The following is a 19,568-nucleotide window of genomic DNA, read 5'->3' on the forward strand; positions in this document are numbered from 1 at the left end:
CTTATGAGCCAAGCGGACCAACTCATCTGGGGGTCGGTGGTCCTCAGTCTTTGCGCGGTGATTCACGTTGGCCTATTGGCGAGCATGATCCCAATTCTGCAGGGCGTGGGACATCTGATCCGCAATCGCGGGCGCGCAATCCGCACAGCGATAATAACCGGTGTATCCTTTGCCCTGATCGTCTTTTCGCACACGATTCAGGTCTGGCTATGGGCGTATTCTCTGATGCATCTGGACGCCATCGAGTACTTCTATGACGCCCTGTATTTCTCACTCGTTACCTATACCACAGTCGGCTACGGGGATCTGGTCCTGCCGGTCGATTTTCGGGTATTTGGTGCTTTCGGAGGCGTTTCAGGCATTCTTTGTTTCGGCCTCTCAACCGCCTTTCTGGTATCTCTTGTCAGCCGTTTGCTGCCGCGATCCTTTGAAAGCAAATTTGACTCTTTCCATAGCTCCGGCAACAAAGACGCATGATGAAAATCGCATACACAATGGCGCATGGGCGCGGTGAACTTGATCTCTTGCTGGCAGAGCTGGCCAAGCGTCTGGAAGCACGGTCGATCGCCACCCGTGGCATCGTACAAACCAATTCCGAATGTGCGCCGGATCAGCTGTGCGACATGGATGTTCAGATACTGCCGGACGGAGACATTATCCGCATCAGCCAATCCCTCGGCAAAGAGGCGCGCGGGTGTCGGCTTGATCCGGATGCTATGGCACATGCAGTGACCGAAGTCGCCCGCAGCATGCAATCTTCTTATGATGTGTTCCTGCTGAATAAATTCGGCAAGCAAGAAGCAGAGGGCAAAGGCTTTCGTGACCTTTTGGCGGAGGCCGCCGGAAATGGCGCGACAGTGATCGCGGGCACCAACCCTCTCAACGTCGAGAGTTTTACCCAATTTGCAGATGGAATGGCGACAGAAGTCGCACCTGACATCGACGCCCTGATGGCCTGGTACGACAAGGTAAACGCTTCCTAAGCGGCCTTTTCGTCTTCTGCTTCCAGATCACGCCAATCAGGCACGTCTCCATTGTTGGTCAGCATGATGGCCAACGGACGCGTGGTTTCAAAAAACGACATAATCGTCATGATGCCCGAGGTCAGGATGACTGACAGGATGGCACCGATCAGCCCCCAAATTGCGGTCCAAGCCGCAAGGGACACCATCACTATGACCGGGCTAAGGTTCATAGACCGGCCCATCAGGCGTGGCTCCCAAAAATACCCGATACCAAACTGCGCCGCACTCAGCGATGTAAACAACCAGAGCACATTCCAACTCAATCCAAGCTGGCCAATCGCGAACAACATGGGAAGCGCCATCGCGATCCAACTGCCAACATAGGGAATGTAGTTGAAGATCGCGGTGGTAACAGCAAAGAAAGCCGCAAACTCGATCCCAAAAATCTTGAAGATCACATAGCAGATCACACCCAGCACCACGTTGATCAGCGTCTTAGTGGTAAAGTAAGTGCCGATTTGGTCTGTGATCAGATCAATCGTGCGCCATACATTTTTACGGTTTTCCTCGATCGGTACGATGGCGGCAATCTTCGTCGAAATACTCTCCCGCTCAATCAGGAACAGCACCGCATAAAGGAATACCAAGGCAAGGTAGCCTGCTGAATAGCTGACAGAATTCAGCGTTAGGCGGATCACGGACTGCAAGTCGAAGTTCTCGAAAATGATGCGGTCCAGAGACCGCCACGTAAGTTCGACTTCATAGTCAAATCGCGCCGCCATGTCCGAGACCAACGAGGAGAGCGCATCGGCATAGTCGGGAATAGCGCGCACAACAGGGTCAAGGTTTCGCGCAAAAAACGCGATGATCGCCGTAAGTGCGATGAACAACACGATAGTTGTGATGGTCATGCGCGCCCAAGGTGGCACGAACTTGGAATAATAAGGTATTCGCTCCAGTTCGCGCGAGATTCCATCCATTAGAAAAGCCAACAACGCGCCAAGCACGATCGGCACCATGATTGCTTGCGCCGCGTTCAAAAACCACCCTGTCGCTATCGTCGCTATGACGGCGAGGCTGGTTGCGGTGATCCGCAAAGGAACGCTTTGATCTTTCAACGGCTTATGCTCCGGCTCGGGAGGTTGGCCACATCCTATCTGTTGTGTGGTTCCGGACAAGGTGAAACAGCGCGGGCCCGACCTCAGTCAGCCGAAAACCGCACGGCGGATTAAATTGAGCGACGCAATCAGCAATACAAGCAAAGTCGCTTTTCTAAATCCGGCCTGGTCTATACGGCCTTGCATTTGGGCCCCCAGCCACATGCCAGCTAACGCCGGAAACACTAATAAAAGCGAAAAAGGCGCTGTCTCCGCTCGCAGCACGCCAGAACCCACATGTGCGACGACAAGCAGAACCGCGCCAAGGCCATAGATCACACCCTGAACCCGCATCTGTTCGGATTTTTCTGTTCCCAGCGCTGTCAAATAGGCCACCGTCGGCGGCCCCCAAACGCCGGACATGCCGCCCAGGACACCGGCAAAAGTGCCAACCGCAATTTCCTTTCTTGCCGTTGGTTTAAAACTCGCGAGATTCAGGCCCACGAGTTGCACAATTGCAAACAGCGCCACCGGCACACCGATGATCAAAAGCATTACATGATTTGGCAAGACGCGCACAAACTGAGCGCTTATCAAAAGCGCGGCACCACCGAATATCAAGAAAAGCCGGAATCGCTTGATCGACTGCCAAGCCGCTTGCACTCCTTGCCCTAGGGCTTGCACGCCATTCGTAACCACTGTCGGCAGAATCAACCCAGCCAGAGCAAGCTCCGGTTCGAGAAATGAGCCTAACCCCGAAATCAGCACCATTGGCATCGCAAATCCCACCAGCCCCTTGATGGTGCCAGCCAAAACGGCAATGGCACAACACAGGAAAAGTGTTGCAGGGGTGAAGTTTGCGAGAATTGCATCCATAGTTTGCTATAGGCCGTATTCGCTGCACGTGCAAAATTTGGATGCGCAACATATGAACAAAACGTCGCGTTAGTTGGCATTTTTGTTGCGCTGCAACTGCAAAAGAAATATGTCACAGTGCAGAAACAGAGGATACATTTCTATGGCCCATGATGGACAGGACCTGACGATGACAAGCCCCGTGATTCTTCCCGATTTGTTGGCTTTGACCGGCGCGGCTGTGGCCCCGGTTGAGGCACTTCTGGAAACTGCGACCGCACGCGTGCGCGAAACGGTCTCTGTTGACGGCAAAGTCTCTGGCAAACTCATCGAGGAGAACCAGACCGCGGCGCATGGCCTGTCTTGGCTCGCCACATACGCCCAGTCGCTGAAGCAGATGCAGGCGTGGGCAGAACGACTGGACCAAGACGGCAAGTTTGGCGAGATTGAGCAACTGATCCACCAGATTGCCTTTGGTGAGTACCTTTGGCAGGTCTATGGCGGCATTCCTATGAGCCAAGGTGAGATCATCCGGATGCAGGATCTGGGTCTTTCGCAAGACGAACTGCGCGGTCTGATGCAGCCCCCGGTGATGACCTTGTGTGACTCTGGAAACTCACAAGCCGCGCGCATGCGCCTCGTCGAGCTGATGCAGGAACAATCCGCAAATATCATGTTCGGCGCCTCCGGTCTGGAGGAAGAACTGGAAATGATCCGCGAGCAATTCCGTCGCTTCGCAGTGGACCGCGTGGAACCGAATGCACATGAGTGGCACCTGAAAGATGAACTCATCCCGATGGAAATCATTGAAGAACTTGCGGAAATGGGCGTTTTTGGCCTGACAATTCCGGAAGAGTACGGCGGCTTTGGCTTGTCCAAAGCAAGCATGGTTGTGGTCTCGGAAGAACTGTCGCGTGGCTACATCGGCGTTGGTTCGTTGGGCACCCGCTCCGAAATTGCGGCAGAGCTGATCCTTTGCGGCGGTACCGAAGAGCAGAAACAACAGTGGCTGCCCAAAATCGCCTCCGCTGAAATCCTGCCAACAGCTGTGTTTACCGAGCCGAACACGGGATCCGACCTTGGCTCACTGCGGACACGTGCGGTCAAAACCGAGGATGGCAACTGGGAGGTCACAGGCAACAAAACCTGGATCACTCACGCTGCGCGTACTCACGTTATGACGTTGCTCGCACGAACCAATCCTGACACCACTGACCACCGTGGGCTGTCGATGTTCTTGGCCGAAAAGACACCGGGCACAGACGAAAACCCGTTCCCGACCGAGGGAATGACCGGGGGCGAAATCGAGGTGCTCGGTTACCGCGGCATGAAGGAATACGAACTGGGCTTTGACGGCTTTAAGGTCAAAGGTGAAAACCTTCTAGGCGGTGAAGAAGGAAAAGGGTTCAAGCAGTTGATGGAAACTTTTGAATCCGCACGAATTCAGACTGCTGCCCGCGCGGTTGGAGTTGCCCAAGCCGCCATGGACGTGGGCATGCAATACGCCATCGACCGCAAGCAGTTTGGAAAATCGCTGATCAATTTCCCGCGCGTTGCTGGAAAACTGGCGATGATGTGCGTTGAAATCATGGTCGCACGTCAATTGACCTACTTCTCCGCATGGGAGAAAGATCACGGCCATCGTTGCGACCTCGAAGCGGGAATGGCCAAACTTCTCGGCGCCCGCGTGGCTTGGGCCGCCGCGGACAATGCCTTGCAGATCCACGGTGGTAACGGTTTTGCTCTCGAGTACTCCGTGAGCCGAATTTTGTGCGATGCGCGTATCCTCAATATCTTTGAGGGCGCTGCTGAAATTCAGGCGCAGGTGATCGCCCGACGTCTTCTCGCGTAAACTCGGTTTCACTCACGAAACAGCCCCGCCGGTCAGAGTGCCGTGCGGGGCTTTTTCGTGAGAAACACACTTCCGCATAACGTCGGTATTACGTCGGTATTACGTTGGCGCGACGTTGGGCCTTCTCAGACCGCAATCCCATTGCCATTACGGCAGGTATTGTCAGGAAGATGATCCATTGTGGCATGACTGAAAGATTTCCCAGCAGTGTCAGACCGTAGAACACAAAGAGCGCTGCAAAGCAGATCTGCACAGCTATTATATGGAGTGCGAGGCCGCGGTTGGGTGACTTCGCAAGCGATGCGCAAACCACCGCATAAACAAGCAAGATCGCTGTGATTGCATGCCAGATCACAGCCGCGACGCCTCGGACCCCGGGGTCAAGTGCACTCGCTTGAATCACGTCATGAATTTCCGGCCCGCCCATAAAGACATGCACATACGCCGTTAGCAAAAGCAGCCCGCCTGCAGAAGCCATCCAATAATTCATATTCCCTCTCCTCAAACCATACGATTCCGTATGGTTGAGAATTTGGGCCGCGCGCTTGCGAGAGTCAATACGCTACCGTATGGTTGATGCATGAGTAAACGACTATCAAAGCAGGACTGGCTGAAAGCCGGTTTCGTGGCACTTACCGAAGCAGGTGGAGGCGCGCTCAAGGCGGAGCCTATGGCGCGACGGCTCAAGACCACGAAGGGTTCGTTCTATTGGCACTTCAAAGACGTGCCAGCTTTTCATTCCGCGATCCTCAAGGAATGGGAGAGCAAAGCATACGCGGACATCGTCACGCAAATTGAAGAACAGGAATCGGCCGTTCACAAGTTGCGGGCACTTGGCCAGATCGCTGTGTCAGGTGCGCCTGCCGATTACGGTGGCATAGCGTTGGAACCAGCGATACGCGCTTGGGGGCGCAGCGACCCGAAGGTTGCGGAGGCCATCGCCCGTGTAGACGGTTTGCGCATGCAGTACTTGTCAGCATTGATGAAGGAAATCGGTCTAACCAATCCGGAACTGGTGCGGATTCTGTATGCTTCCGTGATTGGCATGGACGATCTTTCGTCGCGTGACGGCGAGATAAACGGCCCCGCCATGGGCACTCTGGTCGATTTGATTTTGGCACTCTATCAATAAGCCATGAAGAAACTTGTTCTCTTTAGCTGCTTGCTGATCATAACCGCATGCGACCCCGGTGAAACGCTCGTCAAATACGGCGGCGGCAACTATGTCTGGCGCCTTGTCGAAGTTGACGGGCAACCAGTCACTTTTTCCAACGAAATCGCTTTTGGCCCGCATGGCAGCGTAAATGGAACGGGTCCCTGCACCCAATTTACTGCAGGGCAGAGGGCGCCCTACCCGTGGTTCGAAATTGAACTTGAGGACAACATCACTGCACCGGAATGCACGTTTTCCACTCAAGAACGCAAGTATTTCGCGGACCTAAAGGACATGCAGATCGTCGAGGTTTCTGGCCCCAATATGGTGCTAACCAACGAAGACGGGCGCGAGATGGTATTTGTCGGGATCACAGACGGCGGTTGAACAAATCAACAAACCGACCGCGGGCCTCGGGCAAGGGGCGCAGCCCCAATTCGGGCGCGAGTTTTTCCGAGAGGAAATAGCCCGTCGTTCTAAATGCTTGCGAAATCTCGTCATCGGGCGCTTCACCTTTACCCAGCATTACAGGCGGCAGCGGCAGCAAGCGATCCGCCCACTCCCCTGCTCCCTCGGCGGACACCGCGCGACCCGACTTGGGTGACACGAAGTCGAGGTGCCGATTGGTGCCTTTAACCGCACAGGCAGACAGGTCCAATCCGAACCCCATTTCCTCCAGCAACGCCATTTCCCAACGCAGATACGCAAGCGGCCAGATATCGTTCTGACCCAATAAGTCCAGCAATTGCTCCGAACGTCGATAGAGGTCTCCATGCACTTCGCGTTCTGGCAAACAGAATGCCAAAAGAGCCGTGACTGCGTTCAGCCCCGCCAACGCCATTCGATCGGAGAGCACCGTTGCCCGCGATCTAACAGGCTCCACGGTGAAGCTGCCGAGGTGGTCCTCCAGCCGCGCTCTCCAGGTCACATCAAGCTGATGTCCGGGTTGCAGGATGGGCGTCATTTTCCGGCTGACCCCGCCACGTACCACGCCCGCATGGCGCCCATGCTCGGGAGTAAAGACCTCAAGGATGACCGAGGTTTCGCCGTGTTTTCGGGTCGAGAGCACAAAGCCCTGATCGCGCCAGTCCATCCGCGCCCTCCTTTGGCACAGGTAATCGCAAGCGCATTACAAATGGAAGAGCGGCTGGCGTTTTGTCAGACCGTCAATCCGCCAAACCCGGTTCATCAAGCAGGTGACGCCCTTGACGGTCCTCTACCTCGATCACCCAAGCATCGGCATCAAAACTGCGTTGCTTGGCCAAGGCAGCGTCAACATCTGCCTCCGCACCTTCAGACAGAACCACCCAGCGTCGCTCACCGCTCATTAGGTCGAACGAACGTTCAAACACCATGGCCTGCCCGTCCAGCGTATTCAGCTTGACCAACACCGCGCCTGCTGTGTCGTCGCCATGCGCCACAACAAAAGCCGGGATTTCGTAGGTGCGCAAACGTGCCAGATAGGCCTGAACCCAGAACTCTGCGGTCAGGCGCATAATCAGGCGTTGCCGTCGCGGAAATCGAGGCCCATTTCAGAATAGCGCTCTTTTTCCTCAAGCCAGTTGGGGCGTACTTTGACCTGCAAAAACAAGTGGATACGGCGCCCCATAAACTCTTCAAGTTCTTCACGCGACGCCTTGGAAACCGCCTTGATGGTCTCTCCCTTGTTGCCAAGGACAATGCCTTTGTGCCCGTCACGCATCACATAGATCATCTGATCCACTCGTGCGGACCCGTCTTTGCGCTCTTCCCAGCTCTCGGTTTCAACCGTCATCTGATAGGGCAATTCCTGATGGAGGCGGAGCGTCAGCTTTTCCCGGGTGATCTCAGCGGCGATCATACGCATCGGGAGGTCCGCAATTTGGTCTTCAGGATAGAGCCAAGGCCCTTCGGGAAGCTGACCTGCCAGCCATGCCTTCAGCGTGTCGCAGCCGTGGCCTTTCTCTGCCGAGATCATAAAGGTCTCGACGAAATCAAAGCGCTCGTTCAGATTCTTGGCCAGTGCCAGTAGATCTTCGGATTTCACGCGATCGATTTTGTTAATCGCCAACGCAACCTTGCGCCCCTGACCGATTTCTTCCAGACCTTCCAAAATCGTTTCTACGCCTTTTGTCACACCGCGGTGCGCTTCGATCATCAGCACGATAATGTCGGCGTCCGCTGCTCCGCCCCAAGCGGCGGCAACCATCGCCCTGTCAAGGCGGCGGCGGGGACGGAAAAGGCCCGGCGTGTCGACAAACACAATCTGACTTTCACCCTCAAGCGCCACGCCGCGAATACGGGCGCGGGTGGTCTGAACCTTGTGGGTCACAATCGAAACTTTGGCGCCCACCATTTGGTTTGTGAGCGTCGATTTGCCCGCATTGGGCTCTCCGATCAGTGCGACGAATCCGGCGCGTGTGGTCATTGGGTCAGCCTTTGTCTGGTTAAGGCGCGTCTGTAGCTCAAAACGAACTGTGGTTCTAGGGGGAGGACGCCTTCGCACTGAGATGAGCAGAAGCTCACCCCTTTTCAACCTCTGCCAAGAGTGCCTTTGCGGCGGCTTGTTCCGCTTTTCGCTTGGAACTGTCGGTGGCCTCGGCGGATAACCCGTTTTCAAGGCGAACGGCAATTTTGAAGACCGGCGCATGATCGGGACCGGAGCGTTGGACCAGATCGTACTTTGGCGGCGGCAACTTGCGGGCCTGCGCCCATTCCTGAAGTGACGTCTTGGGATCGCGGGCATCAGCCTCGACGCTCTGCACTCGCGCGCCCCAAAGCCGCAGGATCATATCTCGCGCAATATCAAAACCGGCGTCGCGATAGACGGCGGCAATGACCGCCTCCATCGCATCACCCAATAATGCCTGCTTGCGTCGGCCACCGGACATCATCTCCGACCGCCCCAGCTTGAGCGCCGCGCCGAGATCGATATCGCGCGCCACATCCGCACAGGTTTCCTTACGCACCAACGCGTTGAAACGCGGGGCCAGTTGTCCCTCCGAAGCCGACTTGTCGTGTTCAAGCAAGGCTTCGGACATCACGAGGCCCAAAACACGGTCTCCCAGAAACTCCAGCCTTTGGTTGTCCTGTCGTGTCGGTGAACTCATGGACGAGTGCGTAACGGCGCGCACCAAAAGGTCGGGGCGTTCAAAGGTGTACCCCAGCCGCGCCTCGAGCGCTTTGAGTTCAGCAGACAGCTTCACTCGATCGCCTTGAAAAAGCGATCACCGCGCCAGGTCCAGAAGAAGAACATGGAACGCCCCGCAGAAGAGAACATGATGCGGTCCGCGCGGCCGATCAGGTTTTCGTACGGTACGAAACCGACGCCATAGCGGTTCTGGGACACGCGGCTGTCGGTCGAGTTGTCGCGGTTGTCACCCATGAAGAAGTAGTGGCCCTGCGGCACGGTATAGACACCGCGGTTGTCTCCCGAAGTCTCACCGATATTCAAAACGCCATAGCTTTTGCCATTTGGCAGCGTTTCGATCTTGCGCGACTTCACACAAATACCGCCTTCGCCAACCGGGCCGTTTTCGCAGCCCGGGAAGCGGCGCTCCGGTCCTTGCGGCTCGGAAATTTCCTCAAAAACTCCGTCAGGCATTTGCTTGACCGGGACACCATTGATGTAAGGCAGACTGTCTTTGATCTGGATTTTGTCGCCGGGCAAACCGATCAGGCGCTTGATGTAGTCTTGACCGGACACCGGATGACGGAACACCACGACATCGCCGCGCTCGGGTTCGCTGCCCATGATGCGGCTGTTGTCGCCATCCAGCCAACCACAGATATCCTTGGCGTCAATGTTGATGCCAAGACGCTGAATGCGAATGGATGGGCAAGATGCGTAGGAATAGCCATAGGTCATCTTGTTCACGAAAAGAAAATCGCCAATCAGCAGCGTATCTTTCATGGAGCCGGATGGAATCCAGAACGGCTGAAAGAACAGGGTGCGGAAGACACCCGCAATCAGAAGCGCATAGACAATGGTCTTGATGGTTTCAACGATGCCGTTGTCCTGCTTGGCTTTATCGGCCATGGGTCTCTCCGCGTTAGGTCGGGGGTTACATGCGACTGCAGGCGGGGCAAGTCAACCCGGCTTGGCCGCGACGGGGCGTGCTTCGATGACAACAAAGGCCTGCGCCCATGGATGATCGTCTGTCAACGTGACGTGAATGATGGCCTCATGACCCTCCGGCGTCATTTCCTTGAGGCGCTCGGCGGCCCATCCGGTAACATGCATCACCGGTTGCCCTGTACGCAGGTTACTGACCGCCATGTCCTTCCAACTGATGCCCATACGCAACCCAGTGCCCAGCGCTTTGGAGCAGGCCTCCTTCGCTGCCCAGCGTTTGGCATAAGTGCCGACGGTATCCATTCGGCGCTCTGCCTTGGCCTGCTCAATCTCGGTGAACACACGATTTCGGAACCGGTCGCCGAACCGCTCCAGAGTACCGGCAATTCGGTCTATGTTTGCCAGATCGGTACCCACACCGAGTATCATGGCCAAAACGCTCCGATGCCTCCGGTGGATTGGTTCAGAGTGAACACAAGCCGTTGCGGCTTGGACGTGCCTGTTTCTCCATCGTAGAGCCCCACATCCACCAGAAAAACCAAGCCTACCGAGGGGTCATAAGAGGCCTCGAGTGTGGAAAAGTCGACACCTGCAAACCCGAGGCCCTCGTCAAGCGATAGAACCCTGCACTGGCGACCGCCCACTTCGTCATAGGGCGGAGACAGGACTAAAAAATGATATGCGCCGCCTGCTGGTTCGATTGTGTCCAAGAGCGCAATACGCACGTCACCATTGGCAAAACTACGGCTATTCTCATCCCATGGTTCGACAATGGAATCCGCGCGGGCGCGCCAGTCACACTCAAAGACCTGTTGTGCGGCCAAAGGCGAGGCACAAAGGGTCAAAACGGCAAAGACCAATGTCTTGAGGCGGGTCATAAACGGCTTCCCAATCTGATTTTCAGGCAGCAAATCCCAAATCCGAAGAAAAAGCGAGATGAAAGCGGTGTCAGCCGGAGGACGGAATCTCCAGATCGAATACTGTGATGCCCTTGCCCCCGCCGTTACACATCGCAACCAGTCTGGACCCGAGCGCGATATGTTCAGGATGTTCAGCATAGGCAGCCAACGCCTCGGCGGATTCTGCGTCGAACATAAATCCGTGAGGAAAGTCCTGCGACTTTGCTTCGAAATCCCGATTTGGCCCCGCAACAAAATTGGAACAGCCGTCCAGCGTGTCCACCAGTTCGGCAAGTTTCGCAAGCACCACATCCAGCGGAGCCTGTACATGTGGGCGGAGGTTCAACATCACGATATGTCGGATCATGTGTCATCTGCCTTTGCACTTTTGACCCGCAGGCCGTTTTTCACGCCAAGCCAGAGAAAGCAGACGTTGGACAGATAGATCGCCAGCACCACAATAAGGCCGATTATCGCCAGACCAAAGGCACCTACTGCCGCGATCTGAGCGAACATGTTCACCCCGGCCGTCACAAACAGCCCCAGAAAGATTATCGACGCGATCGCAGCATGAAGGGCGGTTGCAACAACGCTCGTTGGGACGCCGAGCCGCCAATAGGTTCCGGATGACAGAGCGGTTCCCGTCTCCTTTGCCAGCTGCTGTCCGACAACGACCGCTGCGGTTGCCGCTGGCAGCCAAGTGTTCAAACCCGCCGGCACGGTGATCCCAATCGCTCCCAACGCATAACCGACCGCCATTAGGCCAAGCACAGTTAGGACAAACACTATGGCGTATTTGCGCAAATTAATCATGCGCGTGCCTCGTCCATGATGCGCCGCATTTCCACAATGGCGGGCTCCAGACCGAGGAAAATAGACTCCCCGATCAGGAAGTGGCCGATGTTGAGTTCCATCACCTCTGGCAATGCCGCAATCGGGCCGACGGTTTCATATGTAAGGCCGTGCCCCGCATGGACCTCCAGCCCCAAAGAATGGGCGAATGTCGCCATTTCGGTCAGACGCTTCAGCTCCGCGTCGCGCTCGTCAAATCGGCCTTCGGCGTGAAAATCGCAATAGGCACCCGTGTGCAGCTCGATTACCTGCGCGCCAATCCGGTTGGCGGCTTCGATCTGCGCGCGGTCGGCCGCAATAAAGATGGAAACCCGACATCCCACATCGCGCAGCGGCGCAATGAAGTGGGCCAGCTTGTTCTCTTCGCGCGCGACTTCAAGGCCACCTTCCGTGGTGCGTTCCTCGCGCTTTTCCGGCACGATGCAAACTGCATGTGGCTTGTGACGCAGGGCGATCGCCTGCATCTCGTCAGTGGCGGCCATCTCGAAATTCAGAGGCACGGTCAGTGCGTCCATGAGCGCATCGATGTCCGCATCCTCTATGTGGCGACGGTCTTCGCGCAAGTGGGCGGTTATCCCGTCAGCACCGGCCTCTTCGGCCAGCTTTGCGGCGCGGACCGGATCCGGATAGGCGGAGCCCCGAGCGTTCCGCACTGTGGCAACGTGGTCGATGTTCACACCAAGGCGCAGCATGGCGTTTCCTCCTATGATCGTTGGCCCGACACTACGGCGGCCTTTGAGCAAGGAAAACCGGTTTTTTCAGGATTTGGGCGCGTCGTTTTGCGCCTGTTCTTCTTGCGTGCGCGCAACCTGCTCTTCGGCCGCTGCGCGGACTTGCATGATCTTTTTCTGAAAGCGCGCAGAGCGGGATTTCTGGTATGCCCGGATCACCGGCACACTCAAGTAATATGCGATTGTCGCGGTAAGGATACCGGGAACAATGCCTCCGATAAGATAAGGGTAGAAGACCTCATCATAAAAAATCTTGAGACCATGCCAGTCGGCGACCCTGTCTGTGAAGATAGCAAAGAAGTTGTGCCACAGGTCCGAACCGGCATCGGCAAACTTGCGTCCGAGTGTCTTGTGCTCTCCGGCTTCGAACTCTGTGCCCAGCAGGAAATGCCCTGTTTTCAACGACACAACACCAATCGGCACATAGGTCAGCGGGTTGCCGAAAAATGTCGCCAGTAAAGCCGCCAACAGGTTGCCGTTGAGTATGCGCGCAAGAATGGCTGCCACAACAAAATGCAGACCGTAAAACGGGGAGAAGGTGGTAAACACCCCGCACCACACGCCGCGCGCTATGGTTTCCGGTGTTCCGGGCAGGCGGCGCAACCTGTGCTGCACATAGCGGGCCGCCCGCGTCCATCCACCGCGCGGATAGAAAAACTCCCCCAGCACCTGGAAGAAAGGTCTTCTGTCGCGGCGTTTGAATACCACTTGGGCTTCCTTGGTTGTCAGGTCCCGCTGGGCGCGCGGGCCGGTTCCGGGTTGCGATAGCGTGCGATCTCTGCCACGTCGTTCTCAGCTTCCAGCGCCAGCATCAACTTGTGCAGATGTTCGGCATCCGCAAGTTCGACGCCGACCAGCAACCGATAAAAATCAGGCTTGCGATCCACAAACTCCAAGCTTGAGATATTGGCCTTGTTCTCGCCAATCAATGTGCAAATACGTCCCAGCACCCCGGCGTCATTTCCAATCGTTATCCAGAGTTTGACCTCGAAGATCGGTTTGAACTTGCCGGATTGCCAATGCAGGTCGAGCCAGCGGTCCGGCTGGTCTTCGTAATTCGACAGGCTGTCACAATCGATGGCGTGCACCACCACACCTTGTCCGCGGTAGGTGATACCGACAATGCGTTCGCCAGGAAGCGGCTGACAACATTTTGCACGCTGGAAACTCTGGTCGGCGGCCAAACCGATAACCGCGCGCTCTGACGTGACTTCTTCCGCTTCGTCCGGTGCAAGCTCGGGATAGACCGCCTGCACGACCTCGACACCACTCAATTCGGCGGATCCGAGACGGGCTAGAACCTCGTCCTTGCCTTTGAGCCTGAAGTGCTTGGCCGCAATGTTGAGAGCCTTGTCCGTCGGCTTTTTGTTCACCTGTTCAAAAGCGGCAACGGCGAGTTGAGCGCCGAGCTTCACGTAACGCTCGCGGTCCATTTCCCGCAGAGCGCGCCGGATCGCCGTGCGAGCCTTCCCTGTCGTGGCAATGTCGAGCCATGTTGCCTGCGGCATTTGCCCTTCGGCTGTGATGATTTCCACCGATTGACCGTTCTTGATCCGTGTCCAGAGAGGCACGCGGCGGTGATCGATCTTGGCCCCGACACAGGCATGGCCGATGCGGGTGTGAATGGCATAGGCAAAATCGATAGGGGTCGCCCCGCGGGGCAGCTTTACGACTTCGCCCTTTGGCGTGAAGCAGAACACCTGATCCGAATACATCTCGAGCTTCACAGCCTCGAGGAAATCCTCGTGATCTTCTTCCGCGTCGAATTGCTCGGTCAGGCCCGAAATCCATTTCACCGGATCAACGGCAAATGGGTTTTCGCCCCTTACCCCATCTTTGTACGACCAGTGCGCTGCAACGCCGGACTCTGCCACGTCGTGCATCTGTTGGGTGCGGATTTGCACTTCTACACGACGACCGTTCCGGCCTGAGACCGTTGTGTGAATCGAACGGTATCCGTTCGACTTGGGCTGGCTAATGTAGTCCTTGAACCGGCCGGGCACCGCCCGCCATCGCTGATGGATCACACCCAGCACCCGATAACAGTCCTGCTCGCTGTCGGTAATGATACGGAAGCCATAGATGTCCGACAGACGCGAAAAGCCCTGATCCTTTTCCTGCATCTTGCGCCAGATCGAGTACGGCTTTTTGGCTCGCCCCATGACTTGCGCGTTGATGCCAGCTTCTGCCAGTTCGTGTTCCATATCGCCGGTGGTGCGTTCGATCACATCTCCAGTTTCTTTCTGCAGAGTGATAAAGCGGCGGATGATCGAAGCGCGGCCATCCGCGTTCAGCACCTTGAAAGCAAGGTCTTCGAGCTCTTCGCGCATCCATTGCATACCCATACGCCCTGCCAGCGGCGCGTAGATATCCATGGTTTCTCGAGCCTTCTGCGCCTGCTTTTCCGGACGCATTGCCTTGATGGTCCGCATGTTGTGCAGACGGTCTGCCAGCTTCACAAGGATCACCCTGAGATCCTTGGACATCGCCATGAAAAGCTTGCGGAAGTTTTCAGCCTGCTTGGTTTCTGTTGAACTCAGCTGCAGGTTTGTCAACTTTGTCACACCGTCGACAAGGTCGGCGACTTCATCCCCGAATTTCTCTGCCACGACGTCAAAGGAGGCTTTGGTATCCTCAATCGTGTCGTGCAGCAGCGCTGTGATAATCGAGGCATCGTCCAGATGCTGCTCGGCCAGAATACAAGCGACATCGATGGGATGGGTAAAGTAGGGCTCGCCTGAGTGACGAAACTGCCCTTCGTGCATCGCGCGGCCAAAGTCATAGGCCGCGCGGATCAACGCTTCGTTTGTGCGGGGGTTGTAGGCGCGAACCAGCGCGACAAGATCATCTGCCGGAAAGAGGGCGACCTTGTCGTCGGTTTCGGCCATACACGTTTCCCTTAAGCCTTACGGCTTAGCCCTGGCCTTGCGCTTCCATCAGCGCGCGCAGGAGCTTTTCTTCGGACATGTCGTCGTCAGCCGGCGCGTCCGCTTCGGCGCCCATCAGCAGAGCCATTTTGTCTTCTTCGGGCTCGTCGACCTCAATCTGGGTCTGGTTGGCCTCGATCAGACGTTCGCGCAGCTCGTCGGCGGTCTGGGTTTCTTCGGCGATCTCGCGCAGGGCAACAACAGGGTTCTTGTCGTTGTCGCGGTCCAGCGTGATTGCAGCACCGGCGGACACTTCACGTGCGCGGTGGCTGGCAAGCATTACGAGTTCGAAACGGTTCGGAACCTTGTCGACGCAGTCTTCAACGGTTACGCGGGCCATGCGGCACTCCATTTTACGGTCTGATCAGAAGTGGTGTATCTAGTCGCAATTCTGAGTGGTGACAAGCAGGTTTCAAAGGCTTTTTAACGCTTTGACGTCCTCAGCTGGCAGTTTCGCGTGCATTTGAGCCACAGTTTGCCCCAACAGCGGGTGTTTCCACTGCGCGGCAACGTCCATCAAGGGCCCTAGGACAAACGCCCGGTCCTGCAAACGCGGATGGGGGAGAATCAGTTGATCCGGTGTCGCTTGCACCTGCTCCTCAAGCGCCAGATCACGCCAGGATCGCTGAGTATCAAGGTCCGGAAGAACCACATCGCCGTACGCAATCAGATCGATATCCAGAGTCCGCATGCCCCACCTCGTTTCCCTTTCGCGTCCGAATTCGGCTTCTATCTCATGCAGTCTTGATAGCAGTTCATGCGGTTCGCGGTTGGTTGCGACAACCACAGCCGCGTTCACATAGTCGGGACCGGCGCCTGCCGGGAAACAGGGCGTTTCAAAGAATCGACTGACCCGAAGGAGAACAATTCCCTCGCCATTCAACCTCTGCAGCGCAGCGGAAAGCGTCTTTGTTGGTACACCAACATGTGAAGGCAGGTTCCCGCCGAGCGCTAAGAGTATGGTTTTACACATTTTTGCGTCACTTTTTTACCCACCTATACCAAATAGACGGGGCCTGAACTTGATGCTGCCGCAAATATCACTACCCTTATAGTACTGTCACGCTCGTTCATTTTAACACTCACGGGACATTCCACGCGTGGCAGGCTCAGAAAGGACATTTTGATGTTTTACAAAGACGAACGGCTCGCGCTGTTCATAGACGGGTCGAATCTCTATGCCGCCGCAAAGTCGCTCGGCTTCGACATCGACTACAAACTGTTGCGTGCCGAGTTCATGCGTCGTGGCAAGTTGCTGCGCGCTTTCTACTATACCGCCCTACTGGAGAACGACGAATATTCTCCGATCCGTCCTCTGGTGGACTGGCTGCATTACAACGGCTTCACCATGGTGACGAAGGCTGCGAAAGAATACACCGACAGCCAGGGCCGCCGTAAGGTCAAAGGCAACATGGACATCGAGCTGGCGGTCAACGCCATGGAACTCGCACCCCATGTCGATCACATCGTGCTGTTTTCCGGAGATGGGGATTTCCGGCCGCTCGTAGAGAGCCTGCAGCGTCAAGGTGTGCGCGTTTCGGTCGTATCCACGATCCGCAGCCAACCGCCGATGATTTCGGACGAGCTGCGCCGTCAGGCAGACAACTTCATCGAGTTGGACGGCCTGCGCGAAGTGATCGGTCGCCCACCGCGCGATCCGATGCCGGAGCGTGAACGCGAAGAAGAATTCACCGCAAAGTGATACCTTCGAAACCGGGGCCGACGCGCCCCGGTTTTTCTTTTACCGATTTGATTATCCCCCATTCACACCGTTGTGCATTTCGATAACCTCATCAGGCCAAGTGCTTTTGATGTAGGCCAGCACATCCAGAATATCCTGATCACTCAGTGTGTCTTCAAAGCCGGGCATATCGCTCTCATACCCCTGCCCCACAACTTTTTCCGTTCCAAACTTGGTTATTGCAAACAGCACATCATCCGCATGATGCCACGTATGTCCGCTTTCATCATGAGGAGGCGCAGGCATTCTCCCAGTGTCTTTTCGCCGTTTCCACTGCGGCTCACCCTCAAGGTCAGCGCCATGACAGGCCGCGCAGTTTTCCGCGTAAATCTCGACGCCGCGCGCCACGCTATCCGCATCCTTGTAGGGCAAAATACCTGCCTCAGCCGTCGATTGAGTCCACCAGACCCCAAGCGCTATTGCCGAAACCCCTGCCGCACCTGCCATGATCCAACGCATTCTTGTCTCCCGTATTGGTATTATCGGGGCGCGTAGCAGCCTCCCGCGCTGGAAGGTCAAGCCTCTGGACGAGGCGCGCGTGACGGCGTACCTGTGAGAGCGCGTTCGGGAGACAAACATGAGCAAACCACCGCTACAAATTCACCTTGCCGCGCCGCGCGGATTTTGCGCCGGTGTCGATCGCGCCATCAAGATCGTTGAAATGGCTCTCATAAAGTGGGGTGCTCCGGTCTATGTGCGTCACGAAATTGTTCACAACAAATTTGTGGTCGACGGCCTGCGCGACAAGGGTGCGGTGTTTGTCGAGGAACTGGACGAATGCCCCAATGATCGGCCCGTGATTTTTTCGGCGCATGGCGTGGCCAAGGTCGTGCCTGCAGAGGCCGAACGACGCAACATGATCTACGTCGATGCCACCTGTCCACTGGTGAGCAAAGTCCATATCGAAGCTGAACGGCACTCCGACAACGGATTGCAAATCATAATGATCGGCCATGCCGGACATCCTGAGACCATCGGAACAATGGGACAACTCCCAGAGGGTGAAGTCCTGTTGGTGGAAACCGAGGATGACGTCGCAACGGTTGAGGTCCGAAACCCCGACAAGCTTGCATTTGTGACGCAAACCACCCTGAGCGTGGACGACACAAAAGGCATTGTCGCCGCGCTGAACACCCGCTTTCCGAACATCGTGGGACCCCACAAAGAAGACATCTGTTACGCGACAACCAACCGGCAGGAAGCCGTCAAGGAAGTGGCCCCGAAAGTGGACGCAATGCTGGTCGTCGGCGCGCCGAATTCCTCCAATTCAAAACGTCTGGTCGAGGTGGGAGCAAAGAACGGCTGTGACTATAGCCAGTTGGTACAACGCGCGGGAGACATTGATTGGCGGGCGCTGGAGGGCATAGGCACTTTGGGAATAACTGCCGGCGCAAGCGCGCCCGAAGTACTCGTGAACGAGGTCATCGACGCATTCCGCGAAAGGTTCGATGTGACTGTCGATATCGTGGAAACCGCTGTGGAACGTGTAAACTTCAAAGTGCCGCGCGTTCTGCGTGACGTAGAGGTGTGACCCGATACGTATCCTTCGAGGCGCAAATCGTGCCAATGGAGTGGGGCAAATCGACCTATACGGTCTTGCCGCTGCCGGAATCCGTACTTGAGGCTCTAAACCATCCAAAGAGGGTCGAAGGAGAAATCGCGGATCATCCTGTAAATCTTGCGGTCAGCCGGGCTCCGGTAATCAGCGGAGCTTTCCTCTGGACCGGCAAATCACTTCTGAGCCGAATTGGGGTGTCACCCGATGACCTGCTAGACGTGCGCCTGAAGGCAGCCGATCCCGATTATGTGGACATGCCGGAAGATGTCGTCGCTCAGGTGCAAACTTCTGGCCTGGCCGAACAGTGGGACGCCTTGACCGCAGGTAAAAAACGCGGCCTCCTTCACCCGATTGAAAGCGCGAAGCGCGCCGAGACACGCCAGAAACGGATTGACGCCCTTTTGGCGTCACTAAGGGAGAGCCGAGCATGATCCGGATACCCACTGCACCTCTACTGCTTGGACTTGCGGGGCTGATCCCTTTCGTCTGGGGAGCCCTGACGATTTTGCAACCCTCCCTTCAGGATTGGGGGGCGGCAACGCTTGGCCCACGGTTTGTCGGACCCTATGTGCAATTGTTTTACGGGTCGGTGATCCTGAGTTTCATGTCCGGTGTCCTGTGGGGTTTCGCAACTAAGGCAGGTGGCGCACGTGCGGCGGTTGGGTACACGCTTTCTGTGATTCCGGCGCTCTGGGCATTCTTCATGACCGGCGGCGGTCCGGTCAGCGCCGGCACAAACCTGTTGTTTGGTTTTGCCGGTTTGCTACTACTCGATTACGCATTTTTTCAGTGGGGCCTGACCCCGCCATGGTGGATGCGCCTGCGCCTGATTTTGACAGCCGTGGTTGTCACCTGCCTCGCAATCAGCATCGTTTATTGACCTA

At 56.3% G+C, this 19,568-nt stretch carries 27 protein-coding genes; 9 read left to right on the forward strand and 18 right to left on the reverse strand.

From position 1 onward, the window contains the following. Positions 1-3: 3 nt before the first annotated feature. Positions 4-477 (forward strand): potassium channel family protein, encoded by a 474-nt coding sequence (locus tag BXY66_RS15240; RefSeq protein WP_132861248.1) that lies wholly within the window; start codon positions 4-6, stop codon positions 475-477. After that, on the forward strand, positions 474-983 hold the full coding sequence (locus BXY66_RS15245; protein WP_341785815.1) for a DUF2478 domain-containing protein: 510 nt from the start codon (positions 474-476) through the stop codon (positions 981-983). Before BXY66_RS15240 ends, BXY66_RS15245 begins: the two co-directional genes overlap by 4 nt. Here the strand turns inward: BXY66_RS15245 and BXY66_RS15250 are convergent. Together BXY66_RS15250 and BXY66_RS15255 are read right to left on the reverse strand one after the other, a co-directional pair. Beyond that, the gene (locus BXY66_RS15250; RefSeq protein WP_165929204.1) at positions 980-2,083 is read right to left on the reverse strand and encodes an AI-2E family transporter; all 1,104 of its coding nucleotides are present in this window, start codon (positions 2,081-2,083) and stop codon (positions 980-982) included. The genes BXY66_RS15245 and BXY66_RS15250 overlap by 4 nt on opposite strands. A gap of 87 nt (positions 2,084-2,170) precedes the next feature. After that, positions 2,171-2,938, reverse strand: a complete 768-nt coding sequence (locus BXY66_RS15255; protein ID WP_132861250.1) for a sulfite exporter TauE/SafE family protein — start codon at positions 2,936-2,938, stop codon at positions 2,171-2,173. Between the two features lie 142 nt (positions 2,939-3,080). On the opposite strand from BXY66_RS15255, the gene BXY66_RS15260 reads away from it, so the two are divergent. Continuing rightward, positions 3,081-4,769, forward strand: coding sequence for an acyl-CoA dehydrogenase family protein (locus BXY66_RS15260; protein WP_132861251.1), 1,689 nt, complete (start codon positions 3,081-3,083; stop codon positions 4,767-4,769). Between the two features lie 88 nt (positions 4,770-4,857). Here the strand turns inward: BXY66_RS15260 and BXY66_RS15265 are convergent, their stop codons facing one another. Further along, positions 4,858-5,259 carry a hypothetical protein gene (locus tag BXY66_RS15265; protein WP_132861252.1) on the reverse strand — a complete coding sequence of 134 codons (402 nt, stop codon included), beginning with the start codon at positions 5,257-5,259 and terminating at the stop codon, positions 4,858-4,860. A 90-nt stretch (positions 5,260-5,349) separates the two neighbouring features. Between BXY66_RS15265 and BXY66_RS15270 the strand changes: the two genes are divergently transcribed. Both BXY66_RS15270 and BXY66_RS15275 read left to right on the forward strand, forming a co-directional pair. Further along, positions 5,350-5,901: a TetR/AcrR family transcriptional regulator gene (locus tag BXY66_RS15270; RefSeq protein ID WP_132861253.1), complete on the forward strand. Its 552-nt coding sequence runs from the start codon at positions 5,350-5,352 to the stop codon at positions 5,899-5,901. 3 nt (positions 5,902-5,904) lie between these two features. Next, on the forward strand, positions 5,905-6,309 hold the full coding sequence (locus tag BXY66_RS15275) for an META domain-containing protein (protein ID WP_132861254.1): 405 nt from the start codon (positions 5,905-5,907) through the stop codon (positions 6,307-6,309). On the opposite strand, the gene recO is transcribed toward BXY66_RS15275, so the two are convergent. The 14 genes from recO to folK form a co-directional block, all read right to left on the reverse strand. Next, entirely contained in the window at positions 6,293-7,015 is a 723-nt protein-coding gene (recO, locus tag BXY66_RS15280) for a DNA repair protein RecO (protein WP_132861255.1), read from the reverse strand. The two genes, BXY66_RS15275 and recO, sit on opposite strands and share 17 nt — an antisense overlap. Before the next feature lie 73 nt (positions 7,016-7,088). Then, on the reverse strand, positions 7,089-7,421 hold the full coding sequence (locus BXY66_RS15285; protein WP_132861256.1) for a DUF1491 family protein: 333 nt from the start codon (positions 7,419-7,421) through the stop codon (positions 7,089-7,091). Then, positions 7,421-8,329 (reverse strand): GTPase Era, encoded by a 909-nt coding sequence (gene era, locus BXY66_RS15290; RefSeq protein ID WP_132861257.1) that lies wholly within the window; start codon positions 8,327-8,329, stop codon positions 7,421-7,423. Before era ends, BXY66_RS15285 begins: the two co-directional genes overlap by 1 nt. Positions 8,330-8,423: 94 nt before the next feature. After that, positions 8,424-9,107 carry a ribonuclease III gene (gene rnc / locus BXY66_RS15295; RefSeq protein WP_132861258.1) on the reverse strand — a complete coding sequence of 228 codons (684 nt, stop codon included), beginning with the start codon at positions 9,105-9,107 and terminating at the stop codon, positions 8,424-8,426. Beyond that, positions 9,104-9,940: a signal peptidase I gene (lepB, locus tag BXY66_RS15300; RefSeq protein WP_132861259.1), complete on the reverse strand. Its 837-nt coding sequence runs from the start codon at positions 9,938-9,940 to the stop codon at positions 9,104-9,106. Before lepB ends, rnc begins: the two co-directional genes overlap by 4 nt. A 51-nt stretch (positions 9,941-9,991) precedes the next feature. After that, positions 9,992-10,405: a holo-ACP synthase gene (acpS, locus tag BXY66_RS15305; RefSeq protein WP_132861260.1), complete on the reverse strand. Its 414-nt coding sequence runs from the start codon at positions 10,403-10,405 to the stop codon at positions 9,992-9,994. After that, positions 10,402-10,854, reverse strand: a complete 453-nt coding sequence (locus tag BXY66_RS15310; protein WP_132861261.1) for a hypothetical protein — start codon at positions 10,852-10,854, stop codon at positions 10,402-10,404. Before BXY66_RS15310 ends, acpS begins: the two co-directional genes overlap by 4 nt. Positions 10,855-10,924: 70 nt before the next feature. Next, entirely contained in the window at positions 10,925-11,242 is a 318-nt protein-coding gene (locus tag BXY66_RS15315) for a Dabb family protein (RefSeq protein WP_132861262.1), read from the reverse strand. Continuing rightward, on the reverse strand, positions 11,239-11,688 hold the full coding sequence (locus BXY66_RS15320; RefSeq protein ID WP_132861263.1) for an ABZJ_00895 family protein: 450 nt from the start codon (positions 11,686-11,688) through the stop codon (positions 11,239-11,241). The genes BXY66_RS15315 and BXY66_RS15320 overlap by 4 nt, the downstream gene beginning before the upstream one ends. Continuing rightward, complete coding sequence (locus BXY66_RS15325) at positions 11,685-12,419, reverse strand: pyridoxine 5'-phosphate synthase (protein WP_132861264.1); 735 nt, start codon at positions 12,417-12,419, stop codon at positions 11,685-11,687. Before BXY66_RS15325 ends, BXY66_RS15320 begins: the two co-directional genes overlap by 4 nt. A 66-nt stretch (positions 12,420-12,485) precedes the next feature. Further along, on the reverse strand, positions 12,486-13,166 hold the full coding sequence (locus BXY66_RS15330) for a DUF2062 domain-containing protein (protein WP_132861265.1): 681 nt from the start codon (positions 13,164-13,166) through the stop codon (positions 12,486-12,488). A gap of 17 nt (positions 13,167-13,183) precedes the next feature. Further along, the gene (locus tag BXY66_RS15335; protein ID WP_132861266.1) at positions 13,184-15,346 is read right to left on the reverse strand and encodes a RelA/SpoT family protein; all 2,163 of its coding nucleotides are present in this window, start codon (positions 15,344-15,346) and stop codon (positions 13,184-13,186) included. Positions 15,347-15,371: 25 nt separating this feature from the next. Then, the gene (rpoZ, locus tag BXY66_RS15340) at positions 15,372-15,725 is read right to left on the reverse strand and encodes a DNA-directed RNA polymerase subunit omega (protein WP_132861267.1); all 354 of its coding nucleotides are present in this window, start codon (positions 15,723-15,725) and stop codon (positions 15,372-15,374) included. A gap of 72 nt (positions 15,726-15,797) precedes the next feature. Then, positions 15,798-16,358: a 2-amino-4-hydroxy-6-hydroxymethyldihydropteridine diphosphokinase gene (gene folK / locus BXY66_RS15345; RefSeq protein ID WP_132861268.1), complete on the reverse strand. Its 561-nt coding sequence runs from the start codon at positions 16,356-16,358 to the stop codon at positions 15,798-15,800. 153 nt (positions 16,359-16,511) lie between these two features. Between folK and BXY66_RS15350 the strand changes: the two genes are divergently transcribed. Then, complete coding sequence (locus BXY66_RS15350) at positions 16,512-17,087, forward strand: LabA-like NYN domain-containing protein (RefSeq protein ID WP_132861269.1); 576 nt, start codon at positions 16,512-16,514, stop codon at positions 17,085-17,087. Between the two features lie 51 nt (positions 17,088-17,138). Here BXY66_RS15350 and BXY66_RS15355 read toward each other — a convergent pair whose 3' ends face one another. Beyond that, complete coding sequence (locus BXY66_RS15355) at positions 17,139-17,585, reverse strand: c-type cytochrome (protein ID WP_132861270.1); 447 nt, start codon at positions 17,583-17,585, stop codon at positions 17,139-17,141. 118 nt (positions 17,586-17,703) lie between these two features. Between BXY66_RS15355 and ispH the strand changes: the two genes are divergently transcribed. The 3 genes from ispH to BXY66_RS15370 are packed head-to-tail and all read left to right on the forward strand — an operon-like array spanning position 17,704 to position 19,564. Next, positions 17,704-18,657: a 4-hydroxy-3-methylbut-2-enyl diphosphate reductase gene (gene ispH, locus BXY66_RS15360; protein WP_132861271.1), complete on the forward strand. Its 954-nt coding sequence runs from the start codon at positions 17,704-17,706 to the stop codon at positions 18,655-18,657. Continuing rightward, positions 18,654-19,115: a YdeI/OmpD-associated family protein gene (locus tag BXY66_RS15365; protein WP_132861272.1), complete on the forward strand. Its 462-nt coding sequence runs from the start codon at positions 18,654-18,656 to the stop codon at positions 19,113-19,115. The genes ispH and BXY66_RS15365 overlap by 4 nt, the downstream gene beginning before the upstream one ends. Beyond that, positions 19,112-19,564: a DUF3429 domain-containing protein gene (locus BXY66_RS15370; protein ID WP_132861273.1), complete on the forward strand. Its 453-nt coding sequence runs from the start codon at positions 19,112-19,114 to the stop codon at positions 19,562-19,564. The genes BXY66_RS15365 and BXY66_RS15370 overlap by 4 nt, the downstream gene beginning before the upstream one ends. Positions 19,565-19,568 lie beyond the last annotated feature (4 nt).

The sequence above is a fragment of the Shimia isoporae genome (genome assembly GCF_004346865.1).
Lineage (GTDB): Bacteria > Pseudomonadota > Alphaproteobacteria > Rhodobacterales > Rhodobacteraceae > Shimia > Shimia isoporae.